This is a genomic window from Antrihabitans stalagmiti (assembly GCF_016482825.1).
GTDB classification, from domain to species: domain Bacteria; phylum Actinomycetota; class Actinomycetes; order Mycobacteriales; family Mycobacteriaceae; genus Antrihabitans; species Antrihabitans stalagmiti.
Map to the genome: position 1 here is coordinate 131,107 of NZ_JAEMNV010000012.1, position 22,250 is coordinate 153,356.

The window sequence follows — 22,250 nt, forward strand, 5'->3', positions numbered from 1 at the left end:
GTGGTACTTTAACCACAACAGCTGTGGTGGATAATCGGAGGAGTTCACATGCGAAAGCTGACGTATTACATCGCCACGTCGATCGACGGATACATCGCGGCGCCGGACGGTACGGTCGACGCATTTACGGTCGTGGGCGACCACATGTCGACCATTGCAACCGACTATCCGGAGACGTTGCCGAAGCATGTGTGGCCACATTTCGGGGTCGACGCCCAGGCGACAGGCACAAAATTCGACACGATTCTGATGGGTCGCAAAACGCTCCAGCCGGCTCTCGACGTAGGCCTCACCAACGCCTACCCCCACCTGCGGACGATCGTCTTCTCACGATCGCTGCAGCTCGACGACCCAACTGTGACGGTGACAGCGGAGGACCCCGTCGCCGTTGTCGCTGATTTGAAACGCGAGGACGGCCTCGGCATCTGGCTCTGTGGCGGCGGCACGCTCGCCTCGGCACTTGTCGCCGAGATAGACGAATTGATCGTGAAGACCTACCCCGTGCTGCTCGGTGCGGGAATCCCGATGTTCGTCGGGGGTGAGTACACGCCGGCCGAGTTCGAACCGACCGAAACGAAGGTCCACGAGAACGGTGTGGTCTTCTCCCGGTACAGACGGCGATGAGGTGGGAATATCTCACTGTGCTGGATGTTGAGAAAGGCAGTAGTTAAACTCTCAACTAATTCTTCGAGGAGGCCACCATGCCCGCCGTGACCGTAGAGAACATCTTGACGCTCCCGCGCATCGCCGAGCCGGATGTGTCGACACGTCCGCGCCCGGTGGTCTCGGTGACGACCGCTCCGACGGGGTACGAGGGCGAGGGCTTCCCGGTTCGCCGGGCATTCGCGGGCATCGACCTGCGCGCACTCGATCCGTTCATCCATATGGACCAGATGGGCGAAGTGAACTATGCGCCCGGTGAGCCGAAAGGCACCCCGTGGCATCCGCACCGCGGCTTCGAGACGGTCACCTACATGATCGACGGAATCATGGAGCACCAAGATTCCAACGGCGGCGGCGGAACCATCGGAGGCGGCGACACCCAATGGATGACCGCAGGCGGCGGGATTCTGCACATCGAGACTCCCCCAGAGCATTTGGTTGCATCGGGTGGTCTGTTCCACGGCGTACAGCTGTGGGTGAACTTGCCCAAGAACAACAAGATGGCGGCACCCCGCTACCAAGACATCACAGGTAGCAAGGTGGCGCTCGCGTCCTCACCGGACGGCGGTGCTCTGGTGCGTGTGATCGCGGGCGAAATCGCGGGACAGCACGGTCCAGGATCGACCTACACGCCGATTGCGCTGTCGCACAGCACCATCGCACCCGGCGCGACGTTGACACTGCCATGGAATCCAGACTTCAACGCCATCGTGTACGTGCTTGCGGGTGCGGGCACAGTCGGGGCCGAGCGGCGCCCGATCCGAATGGGCCAGACCGCCACCTTCGGCGCCGCTCGATCGGGAGACACGATCACGATTTCCGCATCGGATCAGCAGGATTCGCGCAACGAGTCGCTCGAGGTCTTCGTCCTCGGCGGCAAGCCGATCCGTGAGCCGATAGCCATGGCGGGACCGTTCGTGATGAACACGAAGGCCGAGGTCCTGCAGGCCTTCGAAGACTTCCAGGCGGGACGGCTCGGGTCCATCCCAGCCGCTCACGAAGCAATCGGCTGACACCAGCGGCGTCGATGGGTGTATCACGACGTTCGGGCGAGATGTAGTCAGGCGCACCAGGCTTGGGCGTTACCCACGGGTAGCGCCCATCGCCATGTCGTGGGGTCCGGGCTTCTTTTCGGAGGCAATAAAAGTTCTTTCCAAGATCAATTGACTGTGACCTGTGTCACGGCGCATGCTGTGCCAAGTCGTGGTGTTTTCGAGGAATTCTTGCCCTCCCGAAGGAAGTCCCATCATGAGTGAGCACGGTGCGATCGCCGAAGAACCCATCTTCGACGACGAAGAACACACAGGTCGCGGAGTTGTCCGAATTGCGTCGGTCGCCGCGCTCGGTGGCTTCCTTTTCGGGTACGACAGCGCCGTCATCAACGGTGCGGTGTCCTCGATCGAGTCCTATTTCGAAGTCGACTCCGATGCCCTCGGCTTCGCGGTCGCTTCGGCACTACTCGGCGCTGCTGCAGGTGCGCTGACCGTCCGCCGCTTCGCCGACCGCTACGGCCGATTGTTCGTCATGAAGATCGCGGCCGTGCTGTTCCTGGTGAGCGCGTTCGGCACCGGCCTCGCGGTGAACCTCGAAATGTTGATCGTCTTTCGAATCGTCGGCGGTCTCGGCGTCGGCATCGCATCGGTGATCGCACCCGCTTACATCGCCGAGGTGTCACCCGCCCGAATACGAGGTCGGCTTGCGTCCTTGCAACAACTCGCCATTGTCACGGGCATCTTCATCTCGCTGCTCGTCGACTTCCTGCTTGCCAGCCTCGCCGGCGGCGCTCGCGAGGAACTGTGGCTCGGGCTCGAAGCATGGCGATGGATGTTCATCGCGATGTTCGTCCCCGCTCTTGCCTACGGCCTGCTATCGCTGACCATCCCGGAATCACCACGCTTCCTCGTTGCGACCCATCGGATTCCAGAAGCCCGCAAGATTCTGAGTGCACTGCTCGGCGAAAAGGGCGTCGACATCAAGATCAACCGCATCCGTGAGACGTTGGAGAATGACGTCAAACCGTCGTGGAAGGATCTGCGCGCACCCAAGAGCGGTCTGCTGCCGATTGTCTGGGTCGGCCTGGGGCTCTCCGTCTTTCAGCAGTTCGTCGGCATCAACGTGATCTTCTACTACTCGAACGTGCTGTGGGAGGCCGTCGGGTTCAGTGAGGACGGATCGTTCGTCATTACCGTCATCACGGCTGTCGTCAACATTCTGACGACGTTGATAGCGATCGCCTCCATCGACAAATTCGGCCGAAAACCGCTGCTGCTCATCGGATCGGCGGGCATGGTCGTCACGCTGCTCACGATGGCTGTCATCTTCGGAACGGCCGCCACGGACGCAGACGGCAAGCCATACCTCGAAGGTGCCGCCGGACCGATCGCACTCGTCGCCGCGAACCTGTTCGTCGTCGCGTTCGGTATGTCCTGGGGGCCCGTCGTCTGGGTGCTGCTCGGTGAATCGTTCCCCAACCGCATTCGCGCTGCGGCCCTGTCGTTCGCGGCAGCCGGTCAGTGGGTGGCGAACTGGGCGATCACCGTCTCCTTCCCGAGCCTCAAAGATTTCTCGCTGGGCTTCGCCTACGGGTTCTACGGAATCTGCGCCGCCCTCTCGTTCGTGTTCGTCTGGAAATGGGTCGAGGAAACGAAGGGCAAGGAACTCGAGGATATGCATACTTGACGTCTCATGCGCTGGTCGGGGTAGGTATCGATTGCGCCCCGACCACGCGGAGGTCCGTCAATTCGCGGCCTATTCGACGAACTCCTAATAGGCTTACCCCATCGGGGGTAGGCAGGAGGAGGTCGGCATGGCTGCGCCCGCAACACCGCATATCGACGTCCACCGTGGTGGCGATCGACTGAAAACCCGTGTCTCCTGGCTTGATTCGAAGCATTCGTTCTCGTTCGGCGAACACTACGATCCGGACAATACGCACCACGGCCTGCTGCTCGTCAACAACGACGACATCGTCGCGCCGGGCGAAGGGTTCGACACGCACCCGCATCGCGACATGGAAATCGTCACGTGGGTGCTGCAAGGCAGTCTCGTGCACCAGGATTCGCTAGGACACTCCGGAGTGATCTACCCCGGACTTGCCCAGCGAATGAGCGCCGGATCCGGCATTCTGCACTCGGAGAAGAACGATGCGTGGCGGATCGGTGGCGAGATGCATTCCGAGCCAGTTCATTTCGTTCAGATGTGGGTCGTTCCGGATCAGCCGAACAGCACACCCGGCTACCAGCAGCAGGAAATCGGCGACGACCTCCGCTCAGGCGACCTCGTGACCGTGGCCTCCGGCATGGATGTGTACCGCGATCGAGCAGCAATTGCCATCCGGAACAAGCACGCCGCACTACACGCCACGCAGTTGCAGCCTGCAAAACCGGTAGTCCTCCCCGATGCGCCCTTTTTGCACGTCTTCGTGGCTCGCGGTGAGGTCGAGATGGAGGGCGTCGGTACGCTGTACACGGGAGATGCTGTGCGCCTGACGAATTCGGGTGGTCAGCGAATCGTGTCGGAATTTCCCGCCGAGGTGCTCGTGTGGGAGATGCACGCGCGTCTGTCCGGCTGGGACTGACCTCTCGGCCAAGGAGTGCCATGTCGGACCAGCCACCGTATCCACCGCCGTACCAGCCGCCCGCCTACAACGCGCAGTACGCTGCCCCTGCCTACAACTCGCCGTATCCGGCGGGACAGTACGGATCTCAGGTCCCGCAGGGGCGCAACGGGATGGCACTGGCCGCGCTCATCGTCGGGATCATTGCGCTGCTCACCTGCTGGAGTGTCGTCGGCGGCATCATCGGTGGCGTCGTAGCAGCGATACTCGGATTCGTCGGTCTCTCTCGGGCCAAGAAACAAGCAGGCAACGGACGAGGGATGGCGATCAGCGGCCTGGTGACCGGAATACTCGGACTCGTTTTCGGGATCGTGTTCATCGCCATCTACATCGGGGCCTTCCGAAGCGTATTCGGCACCGACTACTCCGATTGCCTCGATCGGGCGGGAACGAACAGTTCCCGAATCTCCGATTGCGTCGACTACTGGGATCCGAACACCAGCCGCTCACGGTGAGTTCACAGCTCGCGCACAGACTTTGCAGGTTTTGCCCATAGCGAGGTCGGCAATGCTGGTGGGCAACGCTCCCGATCAGGGACGGGTTGAACGGTGGAGGACTACGTGAACGACGACATCGAACGCAGTAGACGACGGATCAGCCGGCGCCGCGCACTCACACTCGGAGGGGCGGTGGGTTTGGGCGGCGTCCTGACTGCGTGCGCCGCGGATTCGGGATCGGGGTCACCCGCAACAGGCACCGCGACCGCCACGACTTCGGCAACGTCGTCGGCAACGACAGCAGGCTCGACGGTCGAGGAACTGCTTGCACGTGCACCGCAGTGTGCGCTGAGCAAAGAGGAGACGCAGGGACCGTACTGGTTCGACGTTGACTCGATCCGCAACGATCTGCGCGAGGATCGACCGGGGACGACGTTCGTTCTCGCCCTGCGCGTGCAAGACGGTGCCATGTGCGCGGTGGACCCGAGTGCTGGCGGTATCGCGAACGCGGTCGTCGAGATCTGGCACTGCGATGCAGGTGGCGTCTACTCCGGGTTCGAATCCGGGTCGAGCGGTGGACCCGGCGGCGGGCGGCCCGGACAGTCGAGCACGGGTGGCGAGACCTCCGACGGCAGCTACAGCTCGGGTGATCAGGAAGCGACGCCGACCGACGACGCTACCTACCTGCGCGGCGCACAGACGACGGACGCGAACGGAATCGCGCAATTCACCACGATCTTCCCCGGCTGGTACCCGGGTCGTGCAGCGCATATCCACCTCAAGGTGCACGTGGATCGCAAGACCGTACTGACCAGCCAGCTCTTCTTCGAAGAAACGCTGCTCGACGAGGTCTATGCAACGGCTCCGTACAACAGCCATACGGGCAGTCGAACGACGAACGCGAGTGACAACATCTACGACGCCACCGGGCTCGTCACGACTGCCTCGACGGCCGACGGCTATCTCGGCGCGATCAACCTCGCCGTCGAGCGGTAGGCATACTGGACCGGTGACGACAGATGCAACTCAGCAGAACCCGGCTACCGATTCGATCTCCTCCGGTCTCGATCTGAGCCATCGTGACGCAGACACCCGGGTCCAGGACGACCTGTTTGCGCACGTCAACGGTCGATGGCTGGAGGACTACAAGATCCCGGCCGACCGCGCTGTCGATGGAGCCTTCCGCAAGCTCTACGACCAGGCCGAAGTCGACGTGCAGACCATCATCACCGAGGCAGCGGCGAGCAACAGCGCGCCCGGCACGGCTGCGCAGCAGATCGGTGATCTGTTCGCGAGCTTCATGGCCGCCGACGCTGTCGAAGCGGCCGGTCTCGACCCGATCGCCGACGAGTTGTCTGCGATCGCAGACGCGGGCGACCACGACACCCTCGCGGCGGTACTCGGCAAGCTGCAGCGGGTCGGCGTCGGCGGTGGCGTCGGCCACTACGTCGACACCGACGCCAAGGATTCCTCGCGCTATCTGATGCACTTCAGCCAGTCCGGCATCGGCCTGCCCGACGAGTCCTACTACCGCTCCGACGAGCACGCGGGCATCCGGACCAGCTACGTCGAGCACATCGGCAAGATGTTCGCGCTCGCAGGCGTCGAGTTCGATGCGGCCAGGGTGCTGGAGTTGGAAACGAAACTTGCCGCGCAGCACTGGGACGTCGTCAAACGACGCGACGCCGAACTCGGCTACAACCTCGTCACCTTCGATGCGCTGATCACGGGAAGTCCGGGATTCAACTGGATCGCGTGGGTCAGCGGGCTCGGGTCCACGTCGGAGGCGTTCGCCGAGATCGTGGTTCGGCAACCGAGTTACGTCCGTTCGTTCGCGTCACTGTGGACCTCGGAGCCGCTCGACGATTGGCGCGCCTGGCTGACGTGGCGGGTGCTGAATGCGCGCTCGCCGTACCTGACGTCGGCGTTGGTCGACGAGCATTTCGACTTTTACGGACGCACGCTGACGGGAACCGAAGAGAATCGGGAGCGGTGGAAGCGCGGCGTTTCCCTCGTGCAGGATCTGCTCGGCGAGACGGTCGGAAAGCTGTACGTCGAGCGGCACTTCCCGGCATCGGCGAAGGCTCGGATGCAGGAGCTCGTCGAAAATCTGCGAGAGGCGTACCGGCGCAACATCACCGATCTCGAGTGGATGAGCCCCGAGACCCGGACTGCCGCCTTGGCCAAGCTCGATAAGTTCACCCCGAAGATCGGTTACCCGGACAAGTGGCGGGACAGCTCGGGACTCGAGATCGCGGCGGACGACCTCGTCGGCAACTACCGGCGTGGCTACGCGGCCGAATACGACCGTGATCTGGCCAAACTCGGCGGACCGGTCGACCGCGACGAGTGGTTCATGACACCGCAGACCGTCAATGCCTATTACAACCCCGGTATGAACGAGATCGTGTTCCCGGCCGCGATACTGCAGCCGCCGTTCTTCGATGCCGACGCCGACGACGCAGCCAACTACGGCGGCATCGGTGCGGTGATCGGGCACGAGATCGGGCACGGGTTCGACGATCAGGGCGCGAAGTACGACGGCGACGGCAATCTCGTCGATTGGTGGACCGACGCCGACCGCACGGAGTTCGGCAAGCGCACGACGGCGCTCATCGAGCAGTACGGCGAGTTCGAGCCGAAGGCGTTGCCGGGTCACAAGGTCAACGGTGAGTTCACGATCGGTGAGAACATCGGCGATCTCGGCGGTCTGTCGATCGCTCTCGTCGCCTACGACATCGCCCGCAACGGCAACCCCGCACCGGTGATCGACGGATTGACGGGGTTGCAGCGGGTGTTCTTCGGTTGGGCTCAGGTGTGGCGGACGAAGGCGCGCAACGAGGAAGCTCTGCGTCGTCTTGCGATCGACCCGCACTCACCGCCGGAGTTCCGGTGCAACGGCGTCATCCGCAACATCGACAGCTTCTACGAGGCATTCGACGTCAACCCGGGTGATGCGTTGTATCTCGAACCCGATCAGCGCGTGAAGATCTGGTAGCCGTTCACGTTTCGGTGACGTAGCGGCCGCCGAGTTCGGTACCGATGCGGGCGAGTTCGGCCTGCACGGTCGGCGGGTCGAGGACTTCGACCATCGTTCCCCAGCCCGCGAGGTTTCGCGCGATGTCGAGTGGGGTCGGTGCCGCTATGCGGACCTGCTCGCGGCCGTCGTCGCTGCGCCCTTCGCTGTGGCAATGCCTGCCGAAGTGGTCGTTGAGTATCGGAAGATAACGGCCGTCGATCAGCACGGTCGCCCAGGTGCGTGATCGGCGTTGTTCCATTTCGCCGACGACTTCCTCCCACGCCGCCGCGAGGGTGAAGTCGTCGGGTCGTTCGGCTGGTTCGTCGGTTTGGACGGCGGTGACGATGCGATCGACACGGAATGTGCGCTGGCCCTTCTCCGTTCCGGCGATCAGGTACCAGATGTCGTCTTTGTCGACGAGCCCCCACGGATCGACGAGTCGCTCGGATTGTTGCCGCGCGTTGTTGCTGTAGGTCAGTTGCACCTTCTTGCGCCGCACGACGGCGACCTGCAGTAGGTCGACCATCTCGGGGCGCCGCCGCGTGTTCTCACCCCACCGCGTCGAGTCGATCATGGTTGCGTCGGCAGCAGCCTCGGCGTCCGCTCGAAAGGTCTGCGGCAGTGCACGAACCAATTTGCGCAGCGCGGCCTTTGCCTCTCCCGACACGGCCGCGGCTGGGCCGACAAGAAGGAACAGGGCCTGCGCCTCGGTCGACGACAACCCGCTGAGGTCGGTCCTGGCGCCTCCGACCAGCGACCACCCACCACCGCGGCCCGGTTGCGGATAGACGGGAATGCCTGCCGCCGAGAGTGCTTCGAGGTCGCGACGGGCGGTCGCGACCGACACTTCGAGTTCCTCTGCCACCTCGGCGGCGGTTACTCGACCACGGGATTGCATGAGGAGGAGGGTGGCTACAAGCCGGTCTGCGCGCATAGATAAATCTTCCTCAACAAAGTGCTCAGTTGATGAGCACTTTAGCTGGAAAGATAACAGATATCAGAAAGCAAGCCACCCAGAGCGAACCGAAAAGGACCCAAAATGTTGCGAGGACTCACCACAACAAACTTCTTCGCCGACGACGTCGCGGCCGCAAAAGACTGGTACACAAAGGTCTTCGGCGTCGAGGCGTACTTCGCTCGTCCGCTCGAAGGCCCGCCCGCCTACGTCGAGTTCCGCATCGGCGACTACTCGCACGAGTTCGGAATTCTCGACAGCCGGTACGCAGCACACGAGGTCGGTAAGCCAGGTGGCGCGGTGACCTACTGGGCCGTCGACGACGTCGAGGCAGCATTCGCCGAATTGATCGGCCATGGCGCGACGGAACACCAGAAGCCGACCGAACACGGTCCGGGCTTCGTCACCGCGTCGGTCGTGGATCCGTTCGGCAACGTTCTCGGCGTGATGTTCAACCAGCACTACCTCGACATTTTGGCCACGAAGACCGCAGCGGCAGCGCAGGCCTGACATGGAAACGATCGTCGCGAGCAGCGCAGAGCAGTGGCGGGGATGGCTCGTCGCCAACGGGCAGACGGAGAAAGAGGTCTGGCTGATCATCCATCACAAGGACAGCGGCACGCCAAGCCTGCGCTACGCCGAGGCGATCGAGCACGCACTGTGCTTCGGCTGGATCGACGGGTTGCATCGCAAGCGTGATGCGCAGAGTTCCCAGCTGCGCTTCACGCCCCGCAAGCCGACCAGCTCGTGGAGCAAGGTCAACCGGGACCGTGCGGAGAACATGATTGCCAAAGGCCTGATGGCCGAGCCGGGGCAGGCACTGATCGACCTGGCCAAGGCGCAGGGAACGTGGGAGGTCGTCGTCGACGGGGACGGCTCGGCCCTCCCTGCCGATCTGCAGGAGGCCCTCGACGCCAACGACGCCGCACGCGGATGCTTCGAGAAGTTTCCGCCCTCGGCCCGCCGGCTGATCCTCGAGTGGATCGTCACTGCGAAGCGCCCGGAGACCCGGGAACGACGCATCGAGAAGTCGGTCGCGCTCGCGGCGCAGAACATCAGGGCGAACAACCCCGGCACACGGCAGCCGAAAGCCGATCCCGCCTGACCATCGGCGGCCGATCGCGCTACCGTGAATCATGGGTATGTACGGCGAGATCTTCGGATCGTCGAAGCTTCGCAAAGAGAGCGGCGAAGACGCGGGAACGGGCGAGGAAGCCGAGTGGGGCGCGCTCGACCTCGACCGCGGAGTCGTCTACCTGGACCGACGCGGTCCGGCGGTCGACGCGGACGACGCGGTCGAGTAGGTCGTCGCGGTATCCTCGCACGGTGACTCTCGAACCCGGATCGGTATTTGCCGGGTACACGATCGAGCGGATGCTCGGCGCAGGCGGGATGGGGTCCGTCTATCTGGCCCGGCATCCGCGTCTACCGAGACACGATGCCCTCAAAGTCTTGACGGGCGCACCGGCGGCAAATTTCGACTACCGGCGGCGCTTCGAACGTGAAGCCGACTTCGCGTCCCGGCTTCGGCATCCGAACATCGTGTCGATCTACGATCGCGGCGTCGCCGAAGGTCAGCTCTGGATCGCGATGGAGTACGTCGAGGGAATCGACGCCGCGCATCTGATCACCGGAGGCCGCGATTCGGTCGAACCGATGCGTGCGATCGAGATCATCCGTGATGCCGCGAAAGGCCTCGATTTCGCACACCGCAAAGGGCTGCTGCACCGAGATGTGAAGCCCGCCAACATCTTGGTCACAGGCGACGAGGACGAGGGCGAACGTTCGCTCATCGCCGACTTCGGCATCGCGCGGTCGATGGACGATTCACACCGCCTCACCGCGGAGGGCGACGTCCTCGGAACGCTGGCCTACGCTGCGCCCGAGCAGCTGGAAGGTCGCGACGTCGATTCTCGCGTCGACGTCTACGCGCTCGGCTGCACACTTTTCGAACTGCTCACCGGCAGCAAGCCGTATCCGTACCCCACGATGATGGCCGTGATGAAAGCGCACCTGAACGCGCCGCCACCACGCCCGACCGATACGGTCCGCGCGTTGCCGTCGGGGATCGACGGCGTCATCGCCAAAGCGCTGGAAAAGAATCCGGATCGGCGCTACGCCTCTTGCCGCGAACTGGCCGAAGACGCGATGCAGGCGCTGACGGTTCCGATGCGCCGGCCATCGCTGGCCAAACCGTCTGCTCCTCCCGAGCAAACGCGGTCACGGCACGAGGTGACGCAGCAACGCCCGCTGACCGACCCAACCAGGATCACCGACCGGGCGCAGCATTCCGCCCCGAACCACTTCTCGGCGCCGCTGCAACGAATCCACGGTCAAGGGCAGCACGCCGCGCCTGCGCATCAGTCGTCGCCGAACCAGCGCGTCCCGCTGAGACCTATGCACGCGCAATCCCAACCGATCCAGCCCTACTACCCGCCGCTGCAGCATTCACCCCAGCAGGGCGTAACAAGCAATGGGCTGGCGTTGTGGTCGATGATCAGCGGCATTGTCGGCTTGGTCAGCTGCTTCACGCTCATCGGCGGCTTCGCGCTGAGTCTCACGGCGATCGGTCTCGGCATTGCTGGACAGAAGAAGGCGAAGGGCGGTGCCGGGCGGTCGGGCATGGCTATTGCGGGTATCGCCCTCGGCGTGGTGACGCTGATCTTGACGATCGCCTTCACCATTTACGTTGCGACGACGGACACCACAACAACCTGAGGGCGCTTCGCGCCTCGTGAGTCTTTTTGGTGCGCCCGCCCTCCGAAAAGACTCACGAGCGGCGGAGCCGCCTACGAAAAAACCCGCCGAGGCGGTTGGCCTCGGCGGGTTGGTTCGTACATCGGATCAGGGTGTTATGCGCCCTGGATGTTGACTGTGTCGCCGTTGCGGACGTTGTCGAAGAACCACTTCGCGTTCTCGGTGCTCAGGTTGATGCAGCCGTGGCTGACGTTCGAGTTGCCCTGCGAACCGGTCGACCACGGTGCGGCGTGGACGAAGATGCCGCCCCAGGTCACTCGCGTGGCGTATTCGACATCGAGCTTGTAACCCTCGGGAGCAGTGATCGGCACGCCGTAGGTGGAGGAGTCCATAACCATCTCGCTGAACTTCTCGAGCACCTTGAACGAACCGTTCGGGCTCTCGTGGCCCGGCTTGCCGAAGGACGCGGGGAACGTCTTGACGACGTCGCCGCCGATCTTCACGACGAACTCGTGAGAAGAAGCGTCGCCGACGCTCGTGAAGTCGTCACTCACGCGGAAGGCCGAGGTGGTTCCGGCAACGTTGACCGTCACCGCGGTGTTGCGGGGCCAGTACTCGTCCGGGTTCCACTGCACGTGGGTGTCGTTGATCCACTCGAAGCTGCCGGGGACGTTGGCCGACGGCGAGATGACGATCGAGTTCTCGGCTGCGGTGCGGTCGATGATCGGCGTCTTGTACGTGATGTCGATCGAGCGCTTACCGCCGACGATTGCGCCGTTGCCCGGCGTGATCGTCGGATTGAGGCTGCCGGGCACCGAGAACGGCTGCGGGGCCATTCCTGGAGGGGCCGCGGGGATGATTGCGGGAACTCCTGGGATGTCGGGCCCACCAGGCCAGAGCGGTTCGGCTTGCACCGGCGCGACCATCGCGAGTCCGGTCACCGCAGCGCCGGCAACGGCGAGCGTGACGCGAAGTCCCCAGCGGACTGACTTTTGCGACGATTCAACCGTGCGCGCTGTCGTGTTGCTCATACCTTTTTCTGCCATCTCTTCCCTCGTTCGCACGCAGAAGCGAGCCAAAAATCTTCGTTTTCGGGTCCCGACCCTTGCCTGTGAAGCCATCGAAATCGTGATGAACTTGTCACCTGCCACTGCCATTAACACACATAGTTACAGCAGAGGCCAATCGCATCGGCCTATTGCATGGGGCAATTGGTGCCAATGTGATTGGAGTAACGCTATGGGGCGGTTTCTGCGTCGAAACTCTCAGTTACGTCGAAGCCGAGAGTACCGGCCGATTAGTTGCGATGTTGTGCGGCATGGCAATCGGAGAAATGCGCGCAATGTCGTGTTTCTCGAGTCGCATTCCGCCGGATTTGCCAACGTGGTCATTCCAAACGGAAACCGACCTTCAGCGTGACCTGAGTGTGCGCAACTTTCCCGTCGACGATGTGGCCTCGAGTCTCGACCACCTCGAACCACTCGAGGTTGCGGACCGTCGCACTTGCCCTCGCGATCGCGTTGGCTATGGCGGCATCGGAGCCGTCTTTCGACGATCCAACGATTTCCGTCACGCGATAGACGTGCTCACTCATGATCCGCTCCGATCGATGGCTTCCCTGGTGCGTACTCGGACGTGTTCGCTTCGTATTGTCGCGCCTTGTCGTTGTCGCGGATGGCGAACGGGCGAGCCGGCTGACGGCTCAGCGCGTCGAGAAGACCCCGACCGGGGTTGCGACGCAGACAGCGCCCGCGAGCGCGTTCCAGGCGATCGCAGCGGACCCGGCACAGACGACGCCCTGATCGACATCGGCAACAAGTGCGTTGGACCCCGTTCCCGCAATTGCGAGCGACAGCGACCCCCTCTCGACCGACACGATCGCGACGCTGCCCGGCCCGAGCCCGAGCGCTGCCGGCACGCCCCCTGTGCCCTCGCTGGCCCCCACGCCGCCGGAAACACCGACACCGAGCGCCGAGGCGCCATCGATCGATTTGGCATAGCCGATGCCACCGAGACCGTAGGCCGCTGCGGTGCCACGATCCTCGACCGCAGAACCACACGCCGCGGCAGGTTCGACGACCGTCATCTGCTGACCGCTGGTCGAGACACACTGCACCGCCTCTGCATGTGCGACGGCAGGGCTGAAAAGAACAGAGCCGAGTGCACCGGCGCCACAGACAACAAGACCAACGAACTTCATGTGCGAACCTCCCCGACGGACGTACGAGCGGTCGCAAGCTTACCCACGCCAGGCATCGCCGACGGCACCGTTCGGTATCGGAAGGTGAACACCTCCGAACATTGCGGCCGGAGTGACCGGTGCGCTCCGGATCACATTCGGCCGCAGTAGGTTTCGCTACGAGCGCGAGCGGGCATTCAGAACGAGAATTCGCCGCGTGAAGCAACGTGACGCGGGCTACCCAACACGATGTCGCGAGGTGCCGGACAATGTCGAGAACTCACTCTGCAGCAGGAGACGACGCGCTCGCTGCCGTTGCCGCCAGGCATGGACTGTCCCTCTCGAGCGTCGAATCGCTGCTGGTCGCCCTGGAGCGTGGTCAAGGGAGGATGGCTCAGTTCAGCGTGCCCGAACTCGGCGGTCGAGGGCAGTGGATGCGCGGTGGCATGACGATGGTGAGCGACCTCTTCGACAACGCCTTGAAAGCCAGAGTCGACGCCGTCTGCACCGAACTGTCCGATCTGCTTGCCTCCGGTGCTCTCGGGACGGTGACCTCGCATCCGATGCAGTCGTCGGGTGACTGGTGGCCCGCGGAGTTGGGGGTCCCGTCGTCGTCGGGCTCACAGAACAGCACCCGATACGCGTACTTTCCGGGCACGCGACGACTCGCCATTCATGCCGGTGCCGGCGTCGAGGTGTACGACACCGGCGACCACACGATCAGCGGTGTTTCGCAACAGCAAAGCAGCGGATCGGGCCGACTCGAATTTCGGAGTCAGCACGGCACCTTCGACGTCGCAAGCTTGAGCCGGGTCGGCGCTGCCTCCGAGTTTGCGTCCGAGTCCGACGAGCGTGTCGATCGGGAAGCACCGGCACCAACTCCGGCAGCCGCACCAGCACCGCCGCGCGCGGCGTCGTCGGACGCGGAGTCGGTAGTGGCGGCGATCGAAGCCCTCGCCCGGCTCCGGGAGCAGGGGCTTCTCACCGACGACGAGTTCCAGTCGAAGAAGACCGAACTGCTCTCGCGCCTCTGAGGATCGGTCGGAAGATGGCCTTCCACGGCGTCAGGGGTTCCCTGCCTCCGCTGGACGGCGTCGGCGGCACCCTCACGCCGCGTCGACTGTCCTACTCGCCGGCGAGCACGTCGGCGAAGTCGTATCGCACGGGAACTTCGAGTTGGTCGTAGGTGCAGGACAGCGGATCTCGGTCGTCGCGCCACCGCAGGAACCGCGCAGCGTGCCGCAGGCGATTGCCTTCCATCTGGTCGTAGGCGATTTCGACGACCCGCTCGGGACGCAACGGAACCCACGTGCGGTCGGCGCCGGACTTCCAGCGATTGGTATCGCCATCGGAGACGACGTCGTCACCGACGCGCAGCGGCTGTAGCTCAGCGAGCAATTGTTTGCGACGGACCTCCGTGAAGGCCGAAGCGCCGCCGATCATTTCGAGCTTGTCGCCGTCGTAGAGTCCGAGGAGCAGCGACCCGATGCCGGGCACACTTTTGTGCGGTCGATATCCGACGAGCACGCAGTCGGCGGTCCGAGCGTGTTTGACCTTGATCATCTCGCGCTTGTCGGGGACGTAGACGCCGTCGAGCTTCTTGGCGATGACGCCGTCCAGCCCGGCGCCCTCGAAGGATTCGAACCAACCCTCTGCCGTCGCAGCGTCCTCGGTTGCGGACGTGACATGGCAGGACCCGCCACCCGCAACGACTTCGAGCAGTTTCGCGCGCCGAACGCTCAGCGGCTGCCCGGTGTAGTCGGTGTCGTCGAGTGCGAGCAGATCGAACGCGACGAACTGCGACGGCGTTTCGGTCGCGAGTAGTCGAACGCGACTGTCGGCCGGGTGGATTCGCTCCGACAATGCCTCCCAGTCGAGCCGCGTCCGACCGTCGATCTCGCGCGGCACGACCAATTCACCGTCGACGATGCATCGCGTCGGCAGTTCCTCACGCGCGGCGTCGACCAGCTCAGGGAAGTAGCGCGCTAGATCCTTGCCGTTGCGGGAGCAGATGAAAACCTCTTCACCATCACGAAAGATGATGGCGCGGAAGCCGTCCCACTTCGGTTCGTACAACCACGCGGACCCGCCGCCGTCCGGCTGAGCAGGTACAGCCTTGGCGGGCTTGGCGAGCATCGGCTTGAGCGGTGGCTTGATCGGAAGGCGCACACCTCGATGATTGCACGCCGCCGAGCCGCGCAGTCACTCCCGATTGGGCATGGCCTGCACAGCCCAGCCGTTGCCGTCCGGATCGTTGAAGAAGACGAAGTCGCCCCACGGGAACCGCTGGATCTCGCCGACCTCGATCCCACGCTCCACCAGATCGGCTCGGGCGGCATCGATGTCGGCGACGACAACCTGCAGGCCCTTGACCGAGCCCGGCTCCGAGTCGGTGATGCCTGTGCCGATCGAGATCGAGCACGCGGAACCTGGCGGGGTGAGCTGCACGAAGCGCATCTGCTCGTTGACCTGGTGATCGTGATCTGCGTTGAATCCGACCTGCTCGTAGAACGCCTTCGCTCGATCGACATCGGAGACTGGTACGGAGATGAGCTCGAGCTTGTAATCCATTGCGATACTCCCGATTCGAATGGTTGGCGGTTCGTCGATGGCAATGTTATGACGTCGCACCGACAGTGTTGGATCGAACGATCTTTCTTCGGGCGTAGATTGAATCGCTGTGGCAGGAGAACTTCCGCGTTTGAAGTCGCCGTCGGGCAGGTGGATCGTCCTTGCGACGGTGCTCGGCTCGTCGGTTGCCATGCTGGACGGCACCGTCGTGAACATCGCGCTGCCGAGGATCGGCGACGCGCTCGACGCCGACGTCGCAGGCCTGCAGTGGACGCTCAGTGGCTACACCCTCACCCTCGCATCGTTCATTCTGCTCGGTGGCGCGCTGGGTGATCGACTCGGCCGTCGCAAGGTGTTCGTTTGGGGAACAATAGGTTTCGCTGTCGCGTCGGTGCTGTGCGGACTGGCCTGGAACATCGAAGTGTTGATCGCGGCGCGCGTGCTGCAGGGCATTGCCGGCGCAATGCTCACACCGGGCAGCCTCGCATTGATCTCCGCCTCGATCGATCCCCGCGATCGAGGCGCAGCGATCGGACTGTGGTCAGGGCTCGGCGGCGTCGCAGGCGCGATCGGTCCCCTGCTCGGTGGCTGGCTTGTCGAGGTTGCCAGTTGGCGCGCGGTATTCCTTATCAATGTGCCCCTCGCGGTAGCGGTCGTTCTCGTGTCGTTGCGACACGTGCCCGAGAGCAAGGATCCGAACCCGCCGTTGCGGCTGGACGTCCTCGGGGCGTTCGTCGTCGCGCTCGGACTCGGCGCGCTCACCTACGGACTGATCGACGAGACCATCCTGCTGGCACTGATCGGGCTGGTACTGCTCGGCGTTTTCGTGGTCATCGAAATGCGCAGCACCCATCCACTTGTGCCGCCGTCTCTGTTCGCATCCCGAATCTTCACCGCCGCCAACCTCGTCACCTTCGCGGTGTACGCCGCACTCGGTGGCGTGTTCTTCCTGCTACTGCTGCAACTGCAACTCGTCGCGGGCTACTCGCCACTCGCCGCCGGTGTCTCGACCATCCCGATCACGGTCCTGATGCTCGTCCTTTCCGCGCGGGCGGGCCGCTGGTCGCAACGGTCGGGTCCACGCGTTCCGATGACACTGGGTCCGGTCCTCGCTGCGATCGGCCTGATCCTGATGTTGCGGATCGGGCCGGACGCCAACTACCTCCTCGACGTGCTGCCGGGTGTCGTCGTCTTCGGTCTCGGGTTGTCGGCACTCGTCGCACCGCTGACCGGGGCCGTGCTCGGGTCGGTGCCGACCGCCGAATCCGGCATCGCGTCGGGGGTGAACAACGCCGTGGCACGAACGAGCCAACTTCTCGCTGTCGCCGCACTGCCCGGCTTGGCCGGACTCTCCGGAGGCGCGTTCGCCGACCCGGTGCAGTTCGCCGACGGATTCCGCGTCGCCATGTGGATCTGCGTCGGGCTGCTGCTCGGTGGCGGAGCCATTGCCGCGATCATGATCGGTAAACCAGAACGTGACGTAACCAGCGTCGACGAATCTGTTGACTGCAAGCCCCACTGTGCGATCGTCGGCCCTGCGGTCGCTCCAGGTGTGGCTGTAAACGAAGGAGCAAGATGACAACAACCGACCGAACCGAATCCGACACCACCGATTCGATCGACATCAAACCCCGCAGTCGCGACGTCACCGACGGACTGGAGAAAGCCGCAGCTCGGGGAATGCTGCGCGCGGTCGGGATGGGCGACGACGATTGGGTCAAGTCCCAGATCGGCGTCGCCTCGTCCTGGAACGAGATCACGCCGTGCAACCTGTCGCTCGACCGACTGGCAAAAGCCTGCAAGGACGGTGTGTTCGCAGGTGGTGGCTACCCGATGGAGTTCGGAACGATCTCGGTATCCGACGGCATCTCGATGGGTCACGAGGGTATGCATTTCTCGCTGGTCTCGCGAGAGGTGATCGCGGACAGCGTCGAAACGGTGATGATGGCCGAGCGGCTGGACGGTTCGGTGCTACTCGCGGGCTGCGACAAATCGCTACCGGGAATGCTGATGGCTGCTGCCCGACTCGACCTCGCGAGCGTCTTCCTCTACGCGGGTTCGATCCTGCCCGGCATCGCGAAGATGTCGGACGGCAGCGAGCGTGAAGTCACCATCATCGACGCTTTCGAGGCGGTCGGAGCATGTTCACGTGGGCTCATCTCGCGTGCCGATGTGGACGCGATCGAACGCGCGATCTGTCCGGGCGAAGGTGCCTGTGGCGGCATGTACACCGCGAACACGATGGCCAGTGCCGCCGAGGCGATGGGAATGTCGTTGCCCGGCAGTGCCGCTCCGCCCGCGACCGACCGCCGACGTGACGGATATGCACGCCGCAGTGGCCAAGCGGTCGTCGAGTTGCTGAAGCGGGGCATCACCGCCCGCGACATCATGACGAAGGAGGCCTTCGAAAACGCGATCGCTGTCGTGATGGGGTTCGGTGGCTCGACGAACGCTGTCCTGCATCTGCTGGCCATCGCGCACGAGGCCGAAGTTGAACTCACGTTGGAGGACTTCGCCCGGATCGGTGCGAAAGTGCCGCACCTCGCCGACGTCAAACCGTTCGGCCGCCACGTCATGACAGACATCGACCGCATCGGTGGCGTGCCCGTCATCATGAAGGCGTTGCTCGACGCCGGATTGCTGCACGGCGACTGCCTTACGGTCACAGGCAAGACGGTTGCGGAGAACCTCGCCGAAATCGCGCCCCCCGATCCGGACGGCAAGGTGCTGCGCGCGTTGTCGTCTCCGATACATCCGACCGGCGGCATCACGATTCTGCGCGGATCGCTTGCACCCGGCGGCGCCGTGGTCAAATCCGCGGGCTTCGATTCAAGTGTATTCACCGGCACCGCAAGGGTTTTCGACCGCGAACGGTCTGCCATGGATGCGCTGGAGGATGGCACGATCGCCGCAGGTGATGTAGTCGTGATCAGGTACGAAGGCCCCAAGGGTGGACCAGGCATGCGGGAAATGCTTGCGATCACCGCTGCCATCAAGGGCGCCGGCCTCGGCAAAGACGTCCTGCTGCTCACCGATGGACGCTTCTCGGGTGGAACGACGGGCTTGTGTGTCGGCCATGTCGCGCCTGAAGCAGTCGACGGTGGACCGATCGCGTTCGTCCGCGACGGTGACCGAATCGCGCTCGACGTCGCGACCGGAACCCTGGACATCCTGGTCGACGAGGCAGAGTTCGAAGCGCGCAAGCAAGGCTGGGAACCGCTGCCTCCGCGCTACACCCGCGGGGTGCTGGCGAAATACGCGAAGCTGGTCGGGTCCGCCTCGTTCGGCGCGGTCTGCGGATAGTCGCGAACGCAAATCGGGTGCGTTGCCTGGACTGAAGAAGTCCGGGCAACGCACCCGAGTGCGTTGTAAGTGAAGTGGATCAGATGGGTCGGAAACCCGCACCCGCGCCGCCGCGTGCGTTGGCGTCGTCGAGGATCGTGGTGATGTTCGTACCGACCTCGGGTCCGATGCACGGCACTGCGAGGTAGGCGTTGACCATCCCGACGAGGGTGGTTCCGATGACGACCGGACCGCCGGAGTCGCCTTCGATCACGCACATCTGGTTCCAGGTCTCGATCCGAGAATCGAAGATGTCGCCGTAGGAGAACCCGCAGGTGTTGCCCGTGGTGCGTCCTTCTTTGCAGACGATGCTGGGGAACTGCGCCGGGCCGCCGATGCCCGTGATCGTGACATTGCCGATCCGATTGACCGGGACGACCTTCGCACGGTCGAACTCGATGACCGCGTAGTCGAGATCTTCGTTCGAGTAGGCGAAGCGTCCGACGATGCCTGCGTCCGGGTTGTGCTCTGCTCTGACGAACGATCCCGCGCCACCGCAGTGGCCAGCGGTGATACCGACGAGCCTGCCGCCGGCGTCGTTTCCGATCGTGGTCAAGCTGCACTCGTACATGTCGTCGATGATGATTCCCGAGCCCCCACCGAGAGTCACGTTGCCTGGTGCTGCAGTGGCACTTCCGGCGCTGAGAACGGTCGCGGCCGCTGCCAAACCGACAGCAATAGTGGCGATCTTTTTGAACATGTCCCTCCAGACGTCGAGGAGAACCATATCAATAGGATTGGTTTACCGGGTCGTCACAACTTTTCGCCTGTCGATCCCAACTCTGCCAGCGCGTGTCGGGCTTCCTCCAACTGCCGATTCAGGTCGGCAATACGGTTCGCTACGGCTTCGCGCGCAGTGGAGAGCATGGTGTCGATCGCATCGCGTGCCGCTGCGTCGTCGAGCTCGGCCATTGCGCGCTCGACCGCATCCGGACGAACGGGTGCCGCCTTACCGGGTGGCCTGCTTCCGTACGCGACGCTGACGGTCCACGAGTTGTCGAGGGTGCCGTGAATCGTGACGGTGACGCCGTCCTGCACCTTCTTGGGTCCACGTGCCGATCGCGACGGAGTCTTCGCGGGAGTGGCTACCGGCGCGGGCGCTGCGGGGGTCGGGGCGAATCGTGGCGTCGTATCGACAGGTGCCTGCTGTCCAACCGGAGCTGTATCAACTTTTGGCGACCGGCGCCTGCTCACCGGCTTGGCGGGCGCTGCGGGAGCGTCTTCGGCGGCGGTTCGCCGGGTCATCCGCAATTCGTCGGCCTCGAAAGGCAATTCGTCGTCGACGCCACGTGGGCGGACGGTCACCGTCGTGCCGCTGATCCGGACGACCTTTGCGGACGCCCCTGCTTCGAGACCTAGGCTCGGTGTCGGCTCGCGCAGGTAGACGGTTGCCCGCTCACCAGCTGAAATCGCAGCACCAAGGGTCGCAAGATCCTCCTGCGAGAGCGGCACATCTGCGGCTGATCGGCGACGCGGTGGCATCACAACCCCTTCTTCGGCACGGACTTGTCCTGGGACACCCTGGCACAGGGCACCGACACTCACGACCGCAGGCGACGTGTTGTACTTGCGTACGTATTGCGCGCCAGCACGCTTCGGCGAAACGGAGGATCGTGAGTACGACACCGGAGTGGTCGAAAGTCGTCGGCGCAGAGATCGCGGCCGATCTGCAAGGCGATGCGATTCATACGCTCGATCAGGTCGCTGCGCGGGTCGGTTCTAGTCCAGCGCGCATTTCTCGGTTGTGGATGGCACTCGGCTTCCCCGTCGATCCCGCAGCGGAAATGTTCACCGAGGCCGACGTATCCGCGCTGAAGATCCTTGGTGGTCTCGTCTCCGACGGCGTCATCGACGACAACACCCAGCTCTCGATTGCCCGGACCCTCGGGCATTCGACCGCGAGGCTTGCGGAATGGCAGGTCGACGTCGTCGCGGCACATATTCTTCAGTCCATTCCCACCGGCGCGGACGCTGCCGCCGATGTCGACGCGGTCCGCAAGGTCGTGCACAACGTCACCGACGCAACGGTTCCCGCGCTCGGTGAGCTGCAGGACTTCGCGTGGCGCAGGCATTTCGCTGTCGCCGCGAGCAGGTCGGCCGGCGGACTCGACCCCGATCCGGCCTCGCGCGAGTTGGTCGTCGGTTTCGCGGACATGGTCGGCTACACACAGCTGACTCGTCATCTCAGCTTCGAGCAGTTGACGCAATTGATCGAGACGTTCGAGTCGGGGACGGCGGAGGTGATCGCCAAGCACAACGGTTGGGTCATCAAGAATCTCGGGGACGAGGTCATGTTCGCTGCCGAGCGTCCGATCGACGCCGCTCGAATCGCATTCGAGTTGCACGAATTGGATACCGGAGCTGTCGATGCGCCGGAATTGCGAGTCGGGATGGCGGCGGGACCGGTCCTGCAACGGCTCGGCGACCTGTACGGCTCGGTCGTCAACGTGGCTGCTCGGTTAACCGGAGTTGCACGGCCGGGAACGGTTTTGGTGGACGCGGTCCTCGGGGATCGACTCGATGACGAACATGAACTGATCGTCAAAAGGCTCCGACCTGCACGGGTTCGCGGTTTCAGCCGTCTGGACGTGCGAGTGCTCCGCCGTGAGGGGTCCTTTACTGCAGACCGGACGGTTTCGCGAGGCCGAAGGCAACATCGCTAGAAGTGGAAGCTGACGCTCTGGAGTGTTGTTATGCTCCCACTCACACCGGGCTGAACATGTGCCCTACTGCATAGTAGGGTGCGTCGACGCCGATTGCCCGTCGGCGCC

Annotated in this window: 23 protein-coding genes; 15 read left to right on the plus strand and 8 right to left on the minus strand. The window is 63.8% G+C overall.

The window, feature by feature from the left end; all coding sequences use genetic code 11:
- Positions 1-48 precede the first annotated feature (48 nt).
- The 7 genes from JGU71_RS27285 (at position 49) to JGU71_RS27315 (ending at position 7,714) form a co-directional block, all read left to right on the plus strand.
- Complete coding sequence (locus JGU71_RS27285; RefSeq protein ID WP_199708252.1) at positions 49-624, plus strand: dihydrofolate reductase family protein; 576 nt, start codon at positions 49-51, stop codon at positions 622-624.
- Between the two features lie 77 nt (positions 625-701).
- On the plus strand, positions 702-1,676 hold the full coding sequence (locus JGU71_RS27290; protein WP_199708253.1) for a pirin family protein: 975 nt from the start codon (positions 702-704) through the stop codon (positions 1,674-1,676).
- 235 nt (positions 1,677-1,911) lie between these two features.
- Positions 1,912-3,342 (plus strand): sugar porter family MFS transporter, encoded by a 1,431-nt coding sequence (locus JGU71_RS27295; protein WP_199708254.1) that lies wholly within the window; start codon positions 1,912-1,914, stop codon positions 3,340-3,342.
- Positions 3,343-3,469: 127 nt separating this feature from the next.
- Complete coding sequence (locus JGU71_RS27300; RefSeq protein WP_199708259.1) at positions 3,470-4,240, plus strand: pirin family protein; 771 nt, start codon at positions 3,470-3,472, stop codon at positions 4,238-4,240.
- A 20-nt stretch (positions 4,241-4,260) separates the two neighbouring features.
- Positions 4,261-4,734: a DUF4190 domain-containing protein gene (locus JGU71_RS27305; protein WP_199708261.1), complete on the plus strand. Its 474-nt coding sequence runs from the start codon at positions 4,261-4,263 to the stop codon at positions 4,732-4,734.
- Between the two features lie 105 nt (positions 4,735-4,839).
- A complete protein-coding gene (locus JGU71_RS27310) occupies positions 4,840-5,712 on the plus strand; it encodes an intradiol ring-cleavage dioxygenase (RefSeq protein WP_199708262.1) in 873 nt (290 codons plus the stop codon).
- A 13-nt stretch (positions 5,713-5,725) separates the two neighbouring features.
- Positions 5,726-7,714 carry a M13 family metallopeptidase gene (locus JGU71_RS27315; protein ID WP_199708264.1) on the plus strand — a complete coding sequence of 663 codons (1,989 nt, stop codon included), beginning with the start codon at positions 5,726-5,728 and terminating at the stop codon, positions 7,712-7,714.
- 4 nt (positions 7,715-7,718) lie between these two features.
- On the opposite strand, the gene JGU71_RS27320 is transcribed toward JGU71_RS27315, so the two are convergent.
- Positions 7,719-8,669 (minus strand): helix-turn-helix transcriptional regulator, encoded by a 951-nt coding sequence (locus JGU71_RS27320; protein WP_199708266.1) that lies wholly within the window; start codon positions 8,667-8,669, stop codon positions 7,719-7,721.
- A 105-nt stretch (positions 8,670-8,774) separates the two neighbouring features.
- Here JGU71_RS27320 and JGU71_RS27325 point away from each other — a divergent pair, with 105 nt between their 5' ends.
- From JGU71_RS27325 to JGU71_RS27340, 4 genes are read left to right on the plus strand one after another with little or no spacing between them, the layout of a single operon-like run.
- Complete coding sequence (locus JGU71_RS27325; protein ID WP_199708267.1) at positions 8,775-9,200, plus strand: VOC family protein; 426 nt, start codon at positions 8,775-8,777, stop codon at positions 9,198-9,200.
- A gap of 1 nt (position 9,201) precedes the next feature.
- Entirely contained in the window at positions 9,202-9,795 is a 594-nt protein-coding gene (locus tag JGU71_RS27330; protein ID WP_199708268.1) for a YdeI/OmpD-associated family protein, read from the plus strand.
- A gap of 31 nt (positions 9,796-9,826) precedes the next feature.
- Positions 9,827-9,994 (plus strand): hypothetical protein, encoded by a 168-nt coding sequence (locus tag JGU71_RS27335; RefSeq protein WP_199708269.1) that lies wholly within the window; start codon positions 9,827-9,829, stop codon positions 9,992-9,994.
- A 22-nt stretch (positions 9,995-10,016) separates the two neighbouring features.
- The gene (locus JGU71_RS27340; protein WP_199708270.1) at positions 10,017-11,408 is read left to right on the plus strand and encodes a protein kinase domain-containing protein; all 1,392 of its coding nucleotides are present in this window, start codon (positions 10,017-10,019) and stop codon (positions 11,406-11,408) included.
- Between the two features lie 134 nt (positions 11,409-11,542).
- Here the strand turns inward: JGU71_RS27340 and JGU71_RS27345 are convergent, their stop codons facing one another.
- The 3 genes from JGU71_RS27345 to JGU71_RS27355 form a co-directional block, all read right to left on the minus strand.
- Positions 11,543-12,418 (minus strand): L,D-transpeptidase, encoded by an 876-nt coding sequence (locus tag JGU71_RS27345; RefSeq protein WP_199708271.1) that lies wholly within the window; start codon positions 12,416-12,418, stop codon positions 11,543-11,545.
- 356 nt (positions 12,419-12,774) lie between these two features.
- The gene (locus tag JGU71_RS27350) at positions 12,775-12,981 is read right to left on the minus strand and encodes a dodecin (protein ID WP_199708272.1); all 207 of its coding nucleotides are present in this window, start codon (positions 12,979-12,981) and stop codon (positions 12,775-12,777) included.
- A gap of 108 nt (positions 12,982-13,089) precedes the next feature.
- Positions 13,090-13,587: a DUF6764 family protein gene (locus JGU71_RS27355; RefSeq protein WP_199708273.1), complete on the minus strand. Its 498-nt coding sequence runs from the start codon at positions 13,585-13,587 to the stop codon at positions 13,090-13,092.
- 248 nt (positions 13,588-13,835) lie between these two features.
- Between JGU71_RS27355 and JGU71_RS27360 the strand changes: the two genes are divergently transcribed.
- Positions 13,836-14,600 (plus strand): SHOCT domain-containing protein, encoded by a 765-nt coding sequence (locus JGU71_RS27360; protein WP_199708274.1) that lies wholly within the window; start codon positions 13,836-13,838, stop codon positions 14,598-14,600.
- Between the two features lie 91 nt (positions 14,601-14,691).
- Here JGU71_RS27360 and JGU71_RS27365 read toward each other — a convergent pair whose 3' ends face one another.
- A complete protein-coding gene (locus tag JGU71_RS27365) occupies positions 14,692-15,735 on the minus strand; it encodes an ATP-dependent DNA ligase (protein WP_199708276.1) in 1,044 nt (347 codons plus the stop codon).
- 33 nt (positions 15,736-15,768) lie between these two features.
- Positions 15,769-16,137 (minus strand): VOC family protein, encoded by a 369-nt coding sequence (locus tag JGU71_RS27370; RefSeq protein ID WP_199708278.1) that lies wholly within the window; start codon positions 16,135-16,137, stop codon positions 15,769-15,771.
- A gap of 109 nt (positions 16,138-16,246) precedes the next feature.
- Between JGU71_RS27370 and JGU71_RS27375 the strand changes: the two genes are divergently transcribed.
- Together JGU71_RS27375 and ilvD are read left to right on the plus strand one after the other, a co-directional pair.
- The gene (locus JGU71_RS27375) at positions 16,247-17,716 is read left to right on the plus strand and encodes an MFS transporter (protein ID WP_199708279.1); all 1,470 of its coding nucleotides are present in this window, start codon (positions 16,247-16,249) and stop codon (positions 17,714-17,716) included.
- Positions 17,713-19,440, plus strand: a complete 1,728-nt coding sequence (gene ilvD / locus JGU71_RS27380) for a dihydroxy-acid dehydratase (RefSeq protein ID WP_199708280.1) — start codon at positions 17,713-17,715, stop codon at positions 19,438-19,440. Before JGU71_RS27375 ends, ilvD begins: the two co-directional genes overlap by 4 nt.
- Before the next feature lie 79 nt (positions 19,441-19,519).
- Here ilvD and JGU71_RS27385 read toward each other — a convergent pair whose 3' ends face one another.
- Positions 19,520-20,179 carry a chymotrypsin family serine protease gene (locus tag JGU71_RS27385; protein ID WP_199708281.1) on the minus strand — a complete coding sequence of 220 codons (660 nt, stop codon included), beginning with the start codon at positions 20,177-20,179 and terminating at the stop codon, positions 19,520-19,522.
- A 53-nt stretch (positions 20,180-20,232) separates the two neighbouring features.
- Positions 20,233-20,961: a DUF6319 family protein gene (locus JGU71_RS27390; RefSeq protein ID WP_199708338.1), complete on the minus strand. Its 729-nt coding sequence runs from the start codon at positions 20,959-20,961 to the stop codon at positions 20,233-20,235.
- Between the two features lie 131 nt (positions 20,962-21,092).
- On the opposite strand from JGU71_RS27390, the gene JGU71_RS30280 reads away from it, so the two are divergent.
- Positions 21,093-22,142 carry an adenylate/guanylate cyclase domain-containing protein gene (locus tag JGU71_RS30280; protein WP_199708282.1) on the plus strand — a complete coding sequence of 350 codons (1,050 nt, stop codon included), beginning with the start codon at positions 21,093-21,095 and terminating at the stop codon, positions 22,140-22,142.
- The last annotated feature ends 108 nt before the right edge of the window (positions 22,143-22,250 follow it).